Origin of the sequence: Pseudomonas sp. PvP089, assembly GCF_017875165.1 — a bacterium.
Classification (GTDB): Bacteria; Pseudomonadota; Gammaproteobacteria; order Pseudomonadales; family Pseudomonadaceae; genus Aquipseudomonas; species Aquipseudomonas fortuita.
Window position 1 is genome coordinate 1,096,153 of the sequence record NZ_JAGGME010000001.1, and the last position, 14,360, is coordinate 1,110,512.

The window sequence follows — 14,360 nt, forward strand, 5'->3', positions numbered from 1 at the left end:
TGCATCCTTGCCGGGTCAGGGGGTTTTATTCGTATCGTCAGCCTGTGCGCCACGGATGATGTGCATGGCGGGTGTGGGTTTGCTGGTCGCCAGGCTGGCAGCGTTGGCCACCGGCGACTGGGAGAGCTGGCTGAAGCGGTAGAGTTCGCGGTTGGCGGCCTCCACCTGCGGTTGGGCATCGGGCTCGTTCCAGTACCGCGCCAGGCGCTGCTCATCGGCACTGCGCACGGCCAGGCGCAAGGTGCCAGCCTGGGCAGCCAGCATCAAACGGCTGGCCAAGGCCTCCGGCACTGCCAGCGCCACGGTGCGGGTACCTGTGCCGTTGTTCATACTGGCTTGTTCGCGCCGGGCCTTTTGCTCTTCGGCGGTCTGCGCCGGGCGGCCGTCGTTGGCCAGGCCCGTCTGGTCGCCGACACTGAGCACGCGCAAGGCCGGCAGCACCACTTGGGCGGAGGATTGCGGGTTGTTGGGCTCTTCACGCAGGAACAGCAACACGTCCACGTAGTCGCCTGGGCGCAGTTGGCCGGCGGCGCCGACCACTTCGTCCACACCGACTGCCACCGCCCGCTCGTTGGCACGGATCATCCGGGCCAGCGGCCCGCCAGCCTGGAAGCTGGACTCATCCAGCCAGGTGCCCGCTGCAAGTGGCCTGGCGCTGGTGCGCCCGATCACCTGGGCGGTTTGCTGGTAGGCCCCGGTGGGGGCAACCTGCAGGCGCTCGATCAGCACATCGTCTTCACTGACCGGCGTATTGGCGGGTAAAGCCTTGCGCAGGACGACCACGGCCGTACGCGGTGGCTCCGGTGGAGTGATGGGGGGTGGGGCAACGGCTGCAATCGGTTGTTCGGCCGCAGGGGTAACCGGTGCGGGCGTGGCCGCCGGGCGGCTCAGCACAACACCCCAGTAGCCGGCCAACAGCGCTGCCAGCAGGAAGAAAGCAGCCAAGGCTAGGGTCAAGCGACTGCTCATCTCGGCCTCCCTGCACGTTGCAACTGATGGCAAAAAGTCACTATTTCGCTATAGGACGGTAGCGCAGCCATTGCCATTTGCCATGAGCGGGAGGGCTTTTTTTTGGAATTGTGATTAAGTCGAGGCAATACAGAGGGTTAGCAGTATTGCGGGTGTTAATTCTCTTGAGCTAATCCTTTGTGATTAATCCTTTGATACATTTGCAGTCCGCCTCAGCTTGGCGATTCTTTGATGGCAAATAGGTGTCACTTTGATACCGCAATCGCCGGCATGTGCCGCAAGGAGCTGAGACATGAAACTGTTCATTCTGCATTGCATGACCTTCCTGCATCGCAAGGACGGTGCGTCCGGTATCGAATACGCGGTCATCGCGACGATGGTCGCAGTGGTGCTGGCCGCCTTCGTTGGCGACATCTCCACGGCCGTCAACACCACCTTCACCACGATCAAAAATGCCCTTTGACCGGTGAGCAGGAGCCAACGCCATGCAGAACGCTTTCTCGCGCCAGCAGATCCTTTTGGTGGATGACGAGCAGGACGCTCTGCTGGAGCTGGCCGAACTTCTCGAAAATGAAGGCTTCGCCTGCCTGACCGCGACATCGGTACAGGTTGCCTTGCAACAGCTTACCCGTCATCCGGACGTTGCCCTGGTGATCACCGACCTGCGTATGCCGGAGGAAAGCGGCATTGGTCTGATCAGGCGCATGCGCAATCACACGGCCCGCCAGCACCTGCCGGTGATTGTCATGTCCGGGCAGGCCGACGTGGATGACGTCAGTGAAATGCTGCACCTGCAGGTGGTGGATTTTTTCCGCAAGCCGCTTTATCACGCGCGTTTGCTGAAGACCCTGGAGAACCTGTTCCCCGTACCAAAGCTGAGGGTAGTGAGTTGAGGAAGGCCTTCAATGGCCTTTAATAAAAACGCCCGGCACTTGGCCGGGCGTTTTTCATTGTGCGGTCAGGCGTCCGGGTCGCTCAGTTCAAGGGCGCCGCGCTTGCTGCGCAGCTTGCCGTAGAAGTGTTCCAGCGCGTGGTTGAGCTTGGTGGCGGCACCGTCGACTGCCTGGTCCACCGAAGTGGCAGTGTGGGTCACGGAAATCGGTTGGTGGCCTTTGGGGCGAGCCTCCATCTGGCAGCGTTTGTCATGCGGTCCGGGCTTGGCGCCGTTCTCGTCGCGCAGGTGAACCTCGATGCGGGTGAGGTCTTCTTCGTAACGTTCCAGGGAGCTTTGCAGTGTACTGCGGACCCACTGGTCGAGACGGGCGTTGCTTTCGAAATGGTTGCTGCTGTTGACCTGGATTTGCATGATTCAATCCTTATTCAGCTTGCTCGCATGGAGACGCGCTCAGGTCCTTGAGACCCTTGGAATTTCTGCGCCTCTTGACTCTAAGGTCAGGCAACCGCGGACCGAATTCAAGCCCTTTTTGAAAATAAATTTCTTGTTGCAAATGGGGCTGGCAGGCGTGGCCACGCCGAGCGATGTGGTGAGCAGCAGGGCGTGGACGAGGGGGCTGGGGCGCAACGGCATGGGTCGGGTCCTGAGAGAGGGGGCTGCCATGTCTGTCACGCAAGGTTGGGAAAATGGCTCAGTTGATTTGATCTTTTTTTTTGCGGGTGTTTTCGCCATGAATTTTTTGTCGCCTGTGAGATCGAGCGCCGCCCGCGCGGCGCTTCGCGGGGCAAGCCCGCTCCCACATTTGTTTCGGGCCAATCAGTCCTGTGACAAAGGAGCGCGATCGCCTTGGCGCATGGCTCGATATCGAGTCGTACAAACAAGGCGGTCGCGCGCCTCTCTTGCAGGCATAACTGGCCCGAAACAAATGTGGGAGCGGGCTTGCCCCGCGAAGCGCCGCGCGGGCGGCGCTCGATCTACGCCCCCCTGCAAAACCCGCGGCGGTCACCTGGTAGCCCTCACCCCACATCCACCATCACCCACGACCGGGTGAAGCGCCGCACCCGAACCGGCAGTGCTACCTCCAGCATTTGCAGGATGCGCTCACTGTCATCCAGCGGATACGACCCGGAAATCCGCCAGGCGCATCTGCGAGGCCACCAGCATGCCGTCGACCCAGGCGCCCACATTGTGGTCGAGCGCCGAGACCGACTGCCAGCCCCCGTTGAAGCGGCCGCCGTGCCGGTGTAGCGCCCCTTCGCCGGTACGCAGCAGCAATGGTCGGGGATCGTTGGCCACTTGCAGCGCCAGTTCACCTTCGAACAGCCGCACCCGGGTAAGCCAGTTGTGATGGGCGCGGTACAGGCCTTCGACCGTGGATGTGAGCGCGCTGGGCACCGTGATACTCCGGCGCTGTGTAGCGCAAATAGTAGTAAGAATTGTTCGCGCTGTATTGCAGGGCAAAGTGCTCGGCAATCTCCACCGGCCCTATCGCCCGCAAGCCAGCTCCCACAGAAGCCCGCTGTCTTCAAGCCCTGTGCAATACCGGTGGGAGCCGGCTTGCCGGCGATAGGGCCAGAACAGGCAGCACATCGCTAACTCTTTGCCTATGAGAATTGAAATCATTATTATTGCACCCCCAGAAAACATCCGGACCTTGCCATGACGCGCAAAACTGCCGGCCTTCCGCACAGCTATCGGCTGGCCGTTGCCTCACGCAGCCTGGCCGCGCTATTGGGCGGCTACCTGTTGGCGTCCATGGCCAGCGTCTGCATTGCCCTGGTAGTACCGCTGCCAACGGTCGATGCCACGCTGACCGGCCTGTTGTTGTCGTTCGTCTTTTACCTGCTGGCATTCATCTGGTGCTTTGCCTGTCGCAGCGCCTGGCGTGCCTGGCTGGGCGTGTTGGCGCCCAGCCTGCTGTTGGCCATGATCAGCGGCGTTGCCTACTGGATGAAAAACCCATGAAAGAAGGCTTCCGCCAGGCGATGGCCTGGCTGCACACCTGGACCGGCCTGATCTTCGGCTGGCTGTTGTTTGCCATCTTCCTGACCGGCACGTTGTCGTATTTCAAGGAAGAAATTACCCACTGGATGCAGCCCGAAGTGCGCAGTCATGCCTTGGACCCGGCCCTCAGCCTGGATAAGGCCCAGCAGTATCTGCAGGACAACGCCGGGCATTCCGCGTCCTGGTTCATCCGCATGCCCAACGAGCGCGAGGCGGGCCTGAGCGTGGGCTATCGCGATCCCAATGGCGGGCCGCGTGGCTTTGTCAACAAAACCCTGGATACGCAGACCGGCCAACCGGTTGAGGCGCGCGACAGCCGTGGTGGCGATTTTTTCTACCGTTTCCACTTCCAGCTGCAGATGCCATACCCGTTTGGCCGCTGGCTGTCGACCTTCTGCGCCTTCATCATGCTGCTGGGGCTGGTCACCGGCATCATCACCCACAAGAAGATCTTCAAGGAGTTCTTCACCTTCCGCCCCGGCAAGGGCCAGCGGTCCTGGCTGGACGGGCACAACGCCATAGGCGTGCTGGTGCTGCCATTCCACCTGATGATCAGCTACAGCAGCCTGGTGCTGTTCATGTACATGGTGATGCCGGCGGGCATCATGGCCAGCTATGGCAATGACACCGGCAAGTACTTCAACGACCTGTTCGGGCGCGACGATGCGCCCAAGGCAGCCCAACTGGCGACGCCGCTGGTCGCCCTGCCAAGCCTGTATGCCAAGGTGCAGGCGCTGCAGCCCGGGGCGCGCATTGGCAACATCCAGGTGCAGAACCCGGGTGACAGCAATGCCCGCGTCACCTTTACCCAATCGGCTGCCGACCACGTGGCTTATCGGCGCAGTGCCAACTGGACGTTTGACGGCGCCAGTGGCGCGCTGCTGAGCCAGGGCAAGCCAGAGAGCGGGGTAATGATGACCGCCTTCAGCTTTGCCGGGTTGCACATGGGCAACTTTGCCGGGCCCTGGCTGCGCTGGTTGTACTTCTTTTTTGGCATTGCTGGCACTGCGGTGATCGGCACCGGGCTGGTGATGTGGCTGGGAAAGCGCCAACTCAAACATGCCAAGCGCCCGCACATGCCGGGTGAGTTGCGCCTGGTCGAGGTGCTTAATATCGCCAGCATGAGCGGGCTGTTGCTGGCGGTGGCGGGCTTCTTCTGGGCCAACCGCCTGATTCCGGTGGGCATCGAGGGCCGCGCCAATTGGGAGGTCAATGCCTTCTTCATCGCCTGGGGCTTGTCATTGGTGCATGCCGTGCTGCGCAGCGGGCGCCGGGCTTGGGGCGAGCAACTGGCCCTGGGTGCGCTGGCCTTTGCCCTGTTGCCGCTGCTCAACGGCCTTGGCACCGACCGGGGACTGAACCATTCGTTGCAGGCGGGTGACTGGGCCATGGCGGGCTTCGACCTGACGGCACTGGGTACCGGCCTGTTCCTGGCCTGGCTGGCCGGCAAGATGCTGCGCAGCCCCAAACCGGTAGCCAGGCGAGCACGCGCGGCACAAAAACCGGGCACTGAAACGGCGCAGGTGAACTGATGCTGGGTAACGCACTGATTGCATTCGCAGGCTTTGTCGCCCTGTGCCTGGCCATGGAAAAGCACTTCAGCGAACTGCTAGGGCGCAAGCCGCGCCCCGGGCAGTTACGGGTGTTGCGGGTTGCCGGTTGGCTGCTGCTGATGCTGTCGCTGGTCCTCAGCGTGCACCTGCGTGGTTGGGCCCATGGCTTGGTGGAGTGGACGGCGGTGATGATGGCCGGGGTGACCGTGTGGGTGTTTGGCTTGCCCTACCAGCCGCGCCTGCTGCTGGGCGCAGCTGCCGCCAGTGTGGTGCTCGGGCCTTTGCTGGCCGTGTTCGCTGTGTGAACCCGTGAGCGAGCAGAGGGATATCATCGAGCCCGAGGCCGACAGCGCGGGCGGGCGTGCACGTTTCGTCCAGGTGTTCCTGGCCCAGCGTGCGCGCATGGAGGCACTGGTCAGCCGGCGTGTAGGCTGTCGCGCCACGGCTTCAGACCTGGTCCAGGAGCTGTTCCTGCGTTTCTGGCGCCGCCCCGAGGTCAAGGTCGAGGCGCTGGACACGTACCTGTTGCGTTGTGCCGGCAACCTGGCGATCGACCACCTGCGCAGTGAAGGCAGCCGTGAACGCGTGGCAGAAGCCGCGCTGCCAATGGACGACACGGGCATGGCTCAGGCGCCCGAGCAGGCGCTGGAGGTCGACCACGACCTGCAGCGCATCGAAGCCGCCTTGCGCGCCTTGCCCGAGCGCACCCGGCAGATCTTTCTGCTCAACCGCATCCACGGCTGCAAGTACGGTGAAATCGCCAAGGCTATGCAGCTGTCCCAGAGTGCCGTGGAAAAGCATATGATGCGCGCCCTTGAAGCGTGCAAGGCGAGTGTTGCCGAGCCCGCGCCCACCCCACGCCGGCCTGGGAGTGCCCGTCGATGAGCCGTTTGCCCCCGATCACCGAGGCGCAGTCCCAGGCCGCTTTGCAATGGCTCAGCCGCATCAATGAGCAGCCCGCGCAAGCGGAAGGGGCTGCGTTCAAACGCTGGTTGCTGGCCGACCCCGGGCACCGTGAGGCCTACCAACAGGCCCAGGCGCTGTGGCAGAAAAGCGCCGCTCCGGCCGCGCGACTGGCCGACGAAGAACAGGACGCCCTGCAGCACTACCTCAATGCAATGGCCAGGCCACCGACCCGTGGCCCGTGGCGGCGGATGGCGGCAATGGCGATGGCGGCCTGCCTGATGCTGGCCGTGGGCGTTGCCGGGGGCTGGCACCCGGGATACTGGTTGCAGGAGCTGCAGGCTGACTACAGCAGTGCCGGGCAGATTCGCCAGATGACCTTGGCCGACCAGTCGCAGGTGACGCTTGATGCAGGTAGCGCCATTGCAGTCGATTTTGCCCAGGGTGAGCGCCGTGTGCGGTTGCTGCATGGCGCGGCATACTTTGAGGTCACTCATAACGGTGAGCCATTCGTGGTCGAAGCGGGCGGTGGCGAAGTGCGAGTGCTCGGTACCCAGTTTGAGGTGCGTGAGCAAGGCGAGGGCGCCCAGGTGACAGTGCGCAGTGGGCGGGTCAGGGTCAGCCCCGCGCAAGGCACTTTGGCGGGTGAACTGACTGCCAACCAGCAGGTGGCCTACAGCGCAGGCAGGGTAGGCGACACCTTGGTGGTGGACAGTGACAACCGCCTGGCCTGGCGGCAGGGGTGGCTGAACTATTACCAGGTGCCGCTGGCGCAGGTGGTCGAAGACCTTGGGCGCTATTACCCGGGGCGCATCCTGTTGCTGGATGGCGAACTGGGGCAGCGCAAGGTCAGCGGCAGCTTTCCGGTGACCGAGCCGCTGCTGGCGCTGGATTCGCTGGGCAAGGTCATGGGCTTTTCGCGGCAGACCGTGTTCGGGCGTTTGACCTTGATCCGGTAGTTGCCTGTGCCGGCCTCTTCGCGGGCATGCCCGCTCCCACAGGTACTGCACCGGATTTTGAACTTGTGCCATCCCTGTGGGAGCGGGCGTGCCCGCGAAGAGGCCGGTACAGGGAAAATATTTTCAGTTAGCGGGTGAGGTAACAGGACGTGGCATCCGTGTAATGAGTGAAAGTGCGATTCATTCGCAATCATCACCCTCTCACAGGTCAGCGTCCATGAAGTTCTCCCCGCGTTGCGTCCCTCTCTGGCTCGGCCTTGCTGCGCTGCCGGCCTTCGCCGTCGCCCCCCTGGCAAGCGCCGCCGAGCAGCTGCAGGCCTTTGCCTTCGCCCAGCCGGCCCAACCGTTGGCCCAGGCGCTCAACGCCTTCAGCCGCACCACCGGCCAGAGCGTGGTCTACACCCTCGAACTGCCAGGTGTACAGGCCCCGGCATTGAATGGCCGGTTCAGCGCCGAGCAGGCGCTGCAACAGCTGCTGGGCAACGCCGGGCTGGCCTGGCGGCGCGTCGACGCACGCACCCTGACCCTCGAACCCGCCGACACTTCAGGCGCCCTCAACCTGCAGGCCACCAACGTAACCTCGCAGCTGGACGACTACAGCTACCAGCCCCCGGCCAGCGCTTCGATCATGCGCGGGCAGGGGCCGAATCAGGACATCCCGCAGACCATCAACGTGGTACCGGCCCAGGTCATCCGCGACCAAGCCCCGCGCAACCTCGATGATGCCCTGTCCAACGTCAGCGGCATTACCCAGGGCAACAACTTTGGCGGCACATCCGACACGGTGATGAAGCGCGGCTTTGGCGACAACCGCGACGGCTCGATCATGCGCGATGGCATGCCCATCGTGCAGGGCCGCAGCCTCAACGCCAGCACCGAGCGGGTCGAAGTGCTCAAGGGGCCGGCCTCGCTGCTGTACGGCATCCAGGACCCGGGCGGGGTGATCAACGTGGTCAGCAAGCGCCCACAACTGCAGCAGTACAACGCCCTGACCGTGCGTGGCTCGACCTACGGCAGCGGCAAGAACGGCAGTGGCGGCGGGCTGGACAGCACCGGTGCGCTGGGCGACAGCAACTTCGCCTACCGCCTGATCGTCGATCACGAAGACGAAGACTACTGGCGCAACTACGGCGTGCACCGCGAATCGCTGGTGGCGCCGTCGCTGGCCTGGCTGGGCGAAGACACGCAGGTGGTGCTGGCCTACGAGCACCGCGAGTTTCTCTACCCCTTCGACCGTGGCACCGCGTTCGGCAGCAACGGCCACCCGCTGAACATCCCCGCCACGCGCCGCCTGGACGAGCCGTTCAACGACATGGAGGGGCGCTCCGACCTGTACCGCCTGGAAGTCGATCATCAGCTGGCCGACGACTGGAAGCTGCACTTTGGCTACAGCTTCAACCGCGAGACCTATGATGCAAGCCAGGTGCGGGTGACCGGCGTCAACGAAGCCAAAGGCACGCTGACGCGCAGCATCGACGGCACCCACAACGCCATGAGCCGCGACCAGTTCGCTACTCTGAGCCTGGCCGGTAATGTGGAATTGGCCGGCATGCAGAATGATCTGTTGTTCGGCGTCGACCATGAAGACCGCAAAGTGTATCGCGGCGACCTCATTCGCCAGACTGCCCGCTCCACCTTCAGTTACCTGAACCCCGTTTATGGTCAGGAGGTGGAAGGCACCAGCATACGAGCCAGTGACAGCGACCAGACCGACAAGCTGCGCACCGATGCACTGTTCATGCAAGACGCACTGCACCTGGACGAGCACTGGATACTGGTGGCCGGCGCACGTTTCCAGCAATACGACCAGTATGCCGGCCGTGGCCGGCCGTTCACGGCCAATACCGATACCAGCGGCCAGGCATGGGTGCCGCACGCAGGCATCGTCTACAAGGTTGATGACCAGCTCTCGTTCTATGGCAGCTACAGCGAGTCGTTCAAGCCCAACTCCAGCATTGCACCGCTGACCGGCGGTGTGGTGCTGGACGCTTCGGTCGCACCCGAAGAGGGCAAGTCCTGGGAGCTGGGAGCCAAGCTCGACATGCCCGGTAGCCTGACCGGTACCCTTGCGCTGTTCGACATTACCAAGCGCAACGTGCTGGTCGCCAATTTCGACAGCGGAACCGGCGAGACCGTCTACAGCAATGCAGGGGAAGTCAGTTCACGGGGTGTGGAGCTTGACCTGACCGGGCAGCTCAGCGAGCGCTGGAGCCTGATCGGCAGCTATGCGTTTACCGATGCCAAGGTGACCAAGGACCCTGATCTTGAAGGCAAACGCCTGCAGAATGTGGCCAGGCACAGCGGTTCGTTGTCGGCGGTGTACGACTTCGGCAGCCTGTTCGGTGGCGACAATCTGCGCTTGGGGGCAGGCGCGCGTTACGTGGGTGAGCGGGCGGGCAACGCGACCAACACTTTCGACTTGCCGTCGTACACCGTGGCCGACGCGTTCGCCAGTTACGAGACCAAGCTTGATGAGCACAACGTGCGTTTGCAATTGAACGTGAAGAACCTGTTCGACAAGGTTTATTACAGTTCGGCGGTGAACCAGTACTTTGTGGCGATTGGGGATGCCCGGCAGGTGAGTTTGTCCAGCACCTTCGAATTCTAGGTATTTGCGGCTGCTTTGCAGCCCTGTCGCGGCACAAGGCCGCTCCTGCAAGGAAACGATGATCCCTGTGGGAGTGGCCTTGTGCCGCGAAAGGGCCGCAAAGCGGCCCCATTTCACGCCTTGAATGCCGAGCGATATTCCCCAGGCGTTGCACCAAGCGCCTGCCGGAACCGGTTACTGAAATGGCTGGCACTGGCAAACCCGCACAAAAGGGCAATCTCCCCCAGCGGCATCACCCCCAGTTGCAGCAGCTGGCAGGCCCGGTGCAGTCGCCGGGCCAGCAGGTATTGGTGCGGCGGTAGCCCGAAACTGGTACGGAACATGCGCGCAAAGTGGTATTCGGACAAGTTGCAGCGCAAGGCCAGTTCACCCAGGGTAACCGGCTGGTCCAGGTGCGCCTCGATGTAGTCGACCAACTGCCGGCGCAGGTTCGGCGCCAGCCCACCTTTCAGGCGCAGGCCCTGGCGCAGCCCCACCTGGCTGAGCAGCGCATGGTCGACGATCTCGTGTGCCAGGCTGCTGGCCAGCAGGCGCTCGCCGGGCTCGTCCCAGTCCAGCTGAATCAGGTGGCGAAAACGTGCGGCCTGTTGCGGGTCGTCCAGAAAAGTCGCTTCCTGCAATTGCAGCTCTCGCGGTTCCCGATCGAGCAGGCGCACGCAGCCCAGGGCGAACTGTGCCTCGCTGACATACAGGTGGGCCAGGCGGATTGCACCATTGACCACCCAGTTCGATTCCTGCCCGGCCGGCATCACGCACAGCTTGCCGGGCGCACCTTTGTCGGCCGGGCGCTGGCGGCGGAAGGTGCCGGTGCCGTCGGCGATGTAGCACGACAGGGTGTGATGGGTCGGCGCCTGGTAGTCGCGGGCATCGTCGCGGTTGCTCCACAACGCCCCCGCCAGCCCATCGCCCAGGTGTGCGCTGAGTTCCAGCCGGGCGTGGGGCGAGGCGTGCATGGCGTTGAACACTTGCAGCTGGGTGAGTGGCGTCATGGGTGGTTCCTCTGACGGCCATCGTACTGCGCTTGCGCCGCAGTGACAGCTAGCTGAGAGGGAAAAGCGCAAGTTTGTGCAAGCGGTTAATGCCAGGAGGACGAACACTGAGGGCCTCGGCGAGGGCTGCGCCCTCGATTCGCGGGACAAGCCCGCTCCCACAGCATGCGAAGGCTGCACGGTATTTGTGGGAGCGGGCTTGCCCCGCGAAGCGCCGGGCACCGATTTTGAAAGGCCCAAGGAACCGCCGCCATGAACCTGTCACTCTACCTGCTCACCGTCCTGATCTGGGGCACCACCTGGATCGCCCTGAAGCTCCAGCTGGGCGTGGTCGCCATCCCGGTCTCGATCGTCTATCGCTTCGCCCTTGCGGGCCTCATCCTGTTCGCCATCCTGCTGCTCACCCGTCGCCTGCAACCCATGAACCGGCGCGGCCACCAGATCTGCCTGGCCCAGGGCCTGTGCCTGTTCTGCGTCAATTTCATGTGCTTCCTCACCGCCAGCCAGTGGATTGCCAGTGGCCTGATCGCCGTGGTGTTTTCCACGGCGACCTTGTGGAACGCCCTGAACGCGCGGGTGTTCTTCGGCCAGAAGATCGCCGCCAATGTGCTGGGCGGCGGTGCCCTGGGCCTGCTCGGCCTGGGGCTGCTGTTCTGGCCGGAGCTGTCGCACCATGCGGCCAGCCGTGAAACCCTGTACGGCCTGGGCCTGGCCTTGCTCGGCACGCTGTGCTTCTCGGCGGGGAACATGCTGTCGAGCATGCAGCAGAAGGCCGGGCTCAAGCCCATGACCACCAATGCCTGGGGCATGGTCTACGGCGCCGCCATGTTGATGGTTTATTGCCTGTTCAGCGGCATTCCTTTCACCATGGAGTGGAACACCCGCTACATCGGTTCGCTGATGTACCTGGTGATTCCGGGTTCGGTAATCGGCTTCACTGCCTACCTGACCCTGGTCGGGCGCATGGGGCCGGAGCGGGCAGCCTACTGCACCGTGCTGTTCCCGTTGGTGGCGTTGAATGTGTCGGCGGTGGCCGAGGGGTATCAGTGGACGGCGCCGGCCTTGTGCGGGCTGGTGGCGGTAATGGCGGGGAATGTGCTGGTGTTTCGCAAGCCCAAGGCTAAGGTGGCTGAGGGTATTTTGGTGGCTAAATAGATAATCTGTTGCCTGTACCGGCCTCTTCGCGGGCAAGCCCGCGAAGAGGCCGGTACAGGCAAAGTAAGGCTGTCAGCCCTTCCATACCTGCGGGTTCACCAGGTCGCGCGGCCGCTCACCCAGCAGCGCCGCGCGCAGGTTGTCCATCGCGCGGTTGGCCATGGCCTCACGGGTTTCGGCAGTGGCCGAACCAATGTGCGGCAACGTCAGCGCATTGGGCAGTTTGAACAGCGGCGAATCGCTCAGTGGCTCCTTCTCGTACACATCCAGGCCAGCCCCACGAATGGTGCCGTTCTGCAACGCTTCGATCAGCGCTGCTTCATCCACCACCGGCCCGCGGGCGATGTTGATCAGGAAGGCACTTGGCTTCATCAGCTTCAGTTCCCGGGCGCTGATCAGCTTGCGGGTGGCGTCGGACAATGGCACCACGATAACGACGAAGTCCGCTTCGGCTAGCAACTGCTCCAGGCTGCGGAACTGTGCGCCCAGCTCTTGCTCAAGCGCGGTTTTGCGGCTGTTGCCCGCGTAGATGACCGGCATGTTGAAGCCGAACCGGCCACGACGGGCAATGGCGGCACCGATGTTGCCCATGCCGACGACACCCAGTGTCTTGCCATGCACATCACTGCCGAAGAGCGCCGGCCCCACGGTGGCCTGCCAGTTGCCGGCCTTGGTCCAGGCATCCAGTTCGGCCGTGCGGCGGGCGCAGCCCATGACCAGGGAGAAGCCCAGGTCGGCGGTGCTTTCGGTGAGTACGTCGGGGGTGTTGGTCAGGGCGATGCCGCGTTCGTTGAAGTAGTCCAGGTCATAGTTGTCGTAGCCGACCGACACGCTGGACACTACCTCCAGCCTGGCCGCGCCTTCAAGCTGCGCACGGCCCAGCTTGCGGCCAACGCCGATCAGGCCGTGGGCCTCAGGCAGGGCTTCGTTGAACTGGGCGTTGATGTCGCCGAGCTTGGGGTTGGGCAAAATCACGTTGAAGTCTTGCTGCAGGCGCTCGGCCATGGCCGGGGTGATACGGCTGAAGGCCAGGACGGTCTTTTTCATCGGGCAACTTCTCTGCAAGGCGGTGGGACGAGGGTGGATTCTTCGCGGGTAAATCGGAGCGCTTCACCGCCGCTCCCACAGGTTATGTGCAGGCCTTGAGGGCAGCGCTGTACCTGTGGGAGCGGGCATGCCCGCGAATGGGCCGACAATGGTTAGCAACCTACCATTGTCCACCCCCGCCATGCAGCAGCTTTTTAATTGGCGATCAGCACCTGATGGGTTTTCAGGTCCGCCTCATGGGCGGCGAGAATCTCCGGCAGCGAGTTGCGCAGGTACTCGACCCACGTCTTGATCTTGGCATCCAGGTACTGCCGCGACGGGTAGATGGCGTACAGGTTCAGTTCCTGCAGGCGGTATTCGGGCAGCACCCGCACCAGGCTGCCATCCCGCAGGCCATCGATGGCCGAATAGATCGGCAGCACGCCTACACCCATGCCGCTGCGGATGGCAGTTTTCATGGCGTCGGCGGTATTGACCATGAACGGCGAGCTGGTGATGTTGACCATCTCCTGGCCTTCCGGGCCGTCGAACAGCCATTTTTCCAGCGGGATCACCGGGCTGACCATGCGCAGGCAGGCATGCTTGAGCAGGTCGGCGGGCTTGTGCGCCACGCCGTGGCGGGCGATGTAGTCGGGCGAGGCGCAGACGATGCTGTAGGTGATGCCCAGGCGCTGCGACACGAACCCCGAGTCGGGCAGTTCGGTGGCCAGCACGATGGACACGTCATAGCCCTCGTCAAGCAGGTCGGGCACGCGGTTGGCCATGGTCAGGTCGAAGGTGACGTCCGGGTGCGATTCACGGTAGCGGGCGATTGCATCGACCACGAAATGCTGGCCGACCCCGGTCATCGAGTGCACCTTCAGCTGCCCGGCCGGGCGGGCATGGGCATCGCTGGCTTCGGCTTCGGCTTCTTCCACATAGGTAAGAATCTGTTCGCAACGCATCAGGTAGCGCTTGCCGGCCTCGGTCAGCGCAATGCGGCGGGTGGTACGGTTGAGCAGCCTTGTTTGCAGATGGGCTTCCAGGTTGGAGACCGCCCGCGACACGTTCGCGGTGGTCGTGTCCAGTTGCGCGGCAGCAGCGGTAAAGCTGCCAAGCTGGGCTACGCAACTGAAAGCACGCATGTTTTGCAGGGTGTCCATGGGTCACTCTCGATGTAGAGGACAAAATTGTGTCACGAAGTAACGCAGAAAAGATGAAAAGTTGCCTTCGACCAAAGGCGGATTATCGCTGTTTTGGTAACAAAGATTCGCAGGAATCTGCGCTTATCGCCAGTGC

The 14,360-nt window shown here is 63.2% G+C and carries 14 protein-coding genes and 1 pseudogene; 9 read left to right on the forward strand and 6 right to left on the reverse strand.

Going from position 1 to position 14,360, the window contains the following annotated elements; translation table 11 throughout:
• Positions 1 to 15 precede the first annotated feature (15 nt).
• Positions 16 to 969: a Flp pilus assembly protein CpaB gene (cpaB, locus tag J3A71_RS05030; protein ID WP_096426744.1), complete on the reverse strand. Its 954-nt coding sequence runs from the start codon at positions 967 to 969 to the stop codon at positions 16 to 18.
• Positions 970 to 1,261: 292 nt separating this feature from the next.
• On the opposite strand from cpaB, the gene J3A71_RS05035 reads away from it, so the two are divergent.
• Together J3A71_RS05035 and J3A71_RS05040 are read left to right on the forward strand one after the other, a co-directional pair.
• Positions 1,262 to 1,432 carry a Flp family type IVb pilin gene (locus J3A71_RS05035; protein WP_016489043.1) on the forward strand — a complete coding sequence of 57 codons (171 nt, stop codon included), beginning with the start codon at positions 1,262 to 1,264 and terminating at the stop codon, positions 1,430 to 1,432.
• A gap of 22 nt (positions 1,433 to 1,454) precedes the next feature.
• On the forward strand, positions 1,455 to 1,862 hold the full coding sequence (locus tag J3A71_RS05040; protein ID WP_016489042.1) for a response regulator: 408 nt from the start codon (positions 1,455 to 1,457) through the stop codon (positions 1,860 to 1,862).
• Positions 1,863 to 1,927: 65 nt separating this feature from the next.
• Here J3A71_RS05040 and J3A71_RS05045 read toward each other — a convergent pair whose 3' ends face one another.
• Together J3A71_RS05045 and J3A71_RS05050 are read right to left on the reverse strand one after the other, a co-directional pair.
• Entirely contained in the window at positions 1,928 to 2,275 is a 348-nt protein-coding gene (locus J3A71_RS05045; RefSeq protein WP_016489041.1) for an HPF/RaiA family ribosome-associated protein, read from the reverse strand.
• A gap of 605 nt (positions 2,276 to 2,880) precedes the next feature.
• Positions 2,881 to 3,196: pseudogene (locus J3A71_RS05050) on the reverse strand (hypothetical protein); the annotation flags it as partial.
• Positions 3,197 to 3,523: 327 nt separating this feature from the next.
• Between J3A71_RS05050 and J3A71_RS05055 the strand changes: the two are divergent.
• From J3A71_RS05055 to J3A71_RS05080, 6 genes are all read left to right on the forward strand, one after another.
• Positions 3,524 to 3,829: a DUF3649 domain-containing protein gene (locus tag J3A71_RS05055; RefSeq protein ID WP_016489040.1), complete on the forward strand. Its 306-nt coding sequence runs from the start codon at positions 3,524 to 3,526 to the stop codon at positions 3,827 to 3,829.
• The gene (locus J3A71_RS05060; RefSeq protein WP_016489039.1) at positions 3,826 to 5,400 is read left to right on the forward strand and encodes a PepSY-associated TM helix domain-containing protein; all 1,575 of its coding nucleotides are present in this window, start codon (positions 3,826 to 3,828) and stop codon (positions 5,398 to 5,400) included. The genes J3A71_RS05055 and J3A71_RS05060 overlap by 4 nt, the downstream gene beginning before the upstream one ends.
• Entirely contained in the window at positions 5,400 to 5,726 is a 327-nt protein-coding gene (locus J3A71_RS05065; protein ID WP_016489038.1) for a DUF3325 domain-containing protein, read from the forward strand. Before J3A71_RS05060 ends, J3A71_RS05065 begins: the two co-directional genes overlap by 1 nt.
• 4 nt (positions 5,727 to 5,730) lie before the next feature.
• Positions 5,731 to 6,306: an RNA polymerase sigma factor gene (locus J3A71_RS05070; RefSeq protein WP_016489037.1), complete on the forward strand. Its 576-nt coding sequence runs from the start codon at positions 5,731 to 5,733 to the stop codon at positions 6,304 to 6,306.
• A complete protein-coding gene (locus tag J3A71_RS05075; protein WP_096426743.1) occupies positions 6,303 to 7,283 on the forward strand; it encodes a FecR family protein in 981 nt (326 codons plus the stop codon). The genes J3A71_RS05070 and J3A71_RS05075 overlap by 4 nt, the downstream gene beginning before the upstream one ends.
• A gap of 217 nt (positions 7,284 to 7,500) precedes the next feature.
• Entirely contained in the window at positions 7,501 to 9,891 is a 2,391-nt protein-coding gene (locus J3A71_RS05080) for a TonB-dependent receptor (protein ID WP_096426742.1), read from the forward strand.
• 113 nt (positions 9,892 to 10,004) lie between these two features.
• Here the strand turns inward: J3A71_RS05080 and J3A71_RS05085 are convergent, their stop codons facing one another.
• Positions 10,005 to 10,880, reverse strand: a complete 876-nt coding sequence (locus J3A71_RS05085) for an AraC family transcriptional regulator (protein WP_016489034.1) — start codon at positions 10,878 to 10,880, stop codon at positions 10,005 to 10,007.
• A gap of 252 nt (positions 10,881 to 11,132) precedes the next feature.
• Between J3A71_RS05085 and J3A71_RS05090 the strand changes: the two genes are divergently transcribed.
• Positions 11,133 to 12,035, forward strand: a complete 903-nt coding sequence (locus J3A71_RS05090; protein ID WP_016489033.1) for a DMT family transporter — start codon at positions 11,133 to 11,135, stop codon at positions 12,033 to 12,035.
• Between the two features lie 72 nt (positions 12,036 to 12,107).
• Here J3A71_RS05090 and J3A71_RS05095 read toward each other — a convergent pair whose 3' ends face one another.
• Complete coding sequence (locus J3A71_RS05095) at positions 12,108 to 13,082, reverse strand: D-glycerate dehydrogenase (protein WP_096426741.1); 975 nt, start codon at positions 13,080 to 13,082, stop codon at positions 12,108 to 12,110.
• A gap of 194 nt (positions 13,083 to 13,276) precedes the next feature.
• A complete protein-coding gene (locus tag J3A71_RS05100; protein ID WP_016489031.1) occupies positions 13,277 to 14,224 on the reverse strand; it encodes a LysR family transcriptional regulator in 948 nt (315 codons plus the stop codon).
• Positions 14,225 to 14,360: the final 136 nt, after the last annotated feature.

Bases quoted from the DNA above. Each gene is read 5' to 3' on its own strand.
- J3A71_RS05065 (WP_016489038.1), top strand. From the start codon at position 5,400: ATGCTGGGTAACGCACTGATTGCATTCGCAGGCTTTGTCGCCCTGTGC.
- J3A71_RS05095 (WP_096426741.1), bottom strand. From the start codon at position 13,082: ATGAAAAAGACCGTCCTGGCCTTCAGCCGTATCACCCCGGCCATGGCC.
- J3A71_RS05045 (WP_016489041.1), bottom strand. From the start codon at position 2,275: ATGCAAATCCAGGTCAACAGCAGCAACCATTTCGAAAGCAACGCCCGT.
- J3A71_RS05085 (WP_016489034.1), bottom strand. From the start codon at position 10,880: ATGACGCCACTCACCCAGCTGCAAGTGTTCAACGCCATGCACGCCTCG.
- J3A71_RS05060 (WP_016489039.1), top strand. From the start codon at position 3,826: ATGAAAGAAGGCTTCCGCCAGGCGATGGCCTGGCTGCACACCTGGACC.
- J3A71_RS05090 (WP_016489033.1), top strand. From the start codon at position 11,133: ATGAACCTGTCACTCTACCTGCTCACCGTCCTGATCTGGGGCACCACC.
- J3A71_RS05080 (WP_096426742.1), top strand. From the start codon at position 7,501: ATGAAGTTCTCCCCGCGTTGCGTCCCTCTCTGGCTCGGCCTTGCTGCG.
- J3A71_RS05040 (WP_016489042.1), top strand. From the start codon at position 1,455: ATGCAGAACGCTTTCTCGCGCCAGCAGATCCTTTTGGTGGATGACGAG.
- J3A71_RS05035 (WP_016489043.1), top strand. From the start codon at position 1,262: ATGAAACTGTTCATTCTGCATTGCATGACCTTCCTGCATCGCAAGGAC.
- J3A71_RS05055 (WP_016489040.1), top strand. From the start codon at position 3,524: ATGACGCGCAAAACTGCCGGCCTTCCGCACAGCTATCGGCTGGCCGTT.
- J3A71_RS05075 (WP_096426743.1), top strand. From the start codon at position 6,303: ATGAGCCGTTTGCCCCCGATCACCGAGGCGCAGTCCCAGGCCGCTTTG.
- cpaB (WP_096426744.1), bottom strand. From the start codon at position 969: ATGAGCAGTCGCTTGACCCTAGCCTTGGCTGCTTTCTTCCTGCTGGCA.
- J3A71_RS05100 (WP_016489031.1), bottom strand. From the start codon at position 14,224: ATGGACACCCTGCAAAACATGCGTGCTTTCAGTTGCGTAGCCCAGCTT.